1 protein-coding gene is annotated in these 1,005 nt (G+C 40.8%); it reads right to left on the reverse strand.

Annotated features, from left to right (window positions below; all coding sequences use genetic code 11):
- The coding region (locus HMPREF2877_RS01040) for an SspB-related isopeptide-forming adhesin (RefSeq protein WP_305366759.1) at positions 1 to 1,005 on the reverse strand (1,005 nt) is incomplete at both ends.

The following is a 1,005-nucleotide window of genomic DNA, read 5'->3' on the forward strand; positions in this document are numbered from 1 at the left end:
TTTACACGTTTTTCAGTTGGTTTTTCTGGTTTCTCAACCTTGTTCGTTCTTGGGTTGTAGTAGTGTACGATTTGTCCAGCTGTATTTTCGATATCTTTACCTGGCTCAACACTTGTTTTCACAGTTGTTACGATATCAACTTTATAGTAACGGCCAAATGCGAACTTAGTTGTATCGATGATTTGAGTGTTGTTGGCATCGCCTAGTGATTTCGTGAAGCCAGCTTTAAGGGTCGCTGTGATCACGCCACCTGTGTTTGCGATATCAAACTTAGAAGTAACGTCTGCACCAGTTACGCTATCGTAAACCTTGATTGAGTTCACATCCAACTTATCTTCATCATAGTTATCTGTGATGCTGAGTGTTTGAATGTTTTCAGTGTTGGTTGCGCTAAATTGTTTTGTATCCAACCATACTTGGTAAACCAATTTATCGCCTGGTTTCACTGTCTTCGTATTCAAGTTTTCTGGTTCATTGTTTGATGCATCATCCGCATATGGGTTCGCATTTGTATCTGCGTACTTGTCTGCCAATTCTTTGTCATCATCAACGAGCTTGTCGCCTGTGATATCGAATTTCTCTTTATCAACGACGTATTTCTCTGGGTTGAACTTAGGTTCTTCCGGTGGTTTCACCTTATTGTTAAACTCTTTATCTGGTGCGTCTACAACATTCTTCACGATTGCTTTCGCTGTACCATCATGAGAGATTGAAACCCTTACAGTCGCAACCATTGTATCGTATGTCACCGTTGCGTCTGAACCTGTAACTTCGTGTACAGTGTAGTTGTAAGTCTTACCTAGATCATCGTTACCAAACTCAAGTTTCTTGAAGTTGATTTTACCAGCCGCGTCGTTCTTCACACGTTCGACTTCAACGCCGTCTTTTTCAAGAACAAATTCAAATTCGTTAGCTTTAAGTTGACGACCAGCAAGGGCTTTCGTGAATTTCAACTCAAGTGGAACTGGAACGCTGTTTACACGTTTTTCAGTTGGTTTTTCTGGT

Origin of the sequence: Streptococcus sp. HMSC072D03, from assembly GCF_001812855.1 — a bacterium.
GTDB lineage: Bacteria > Bacillota > Bacilli > Lactobacillales > Streptococcaceae > Streptococcus > Streptococcus salivarius_D.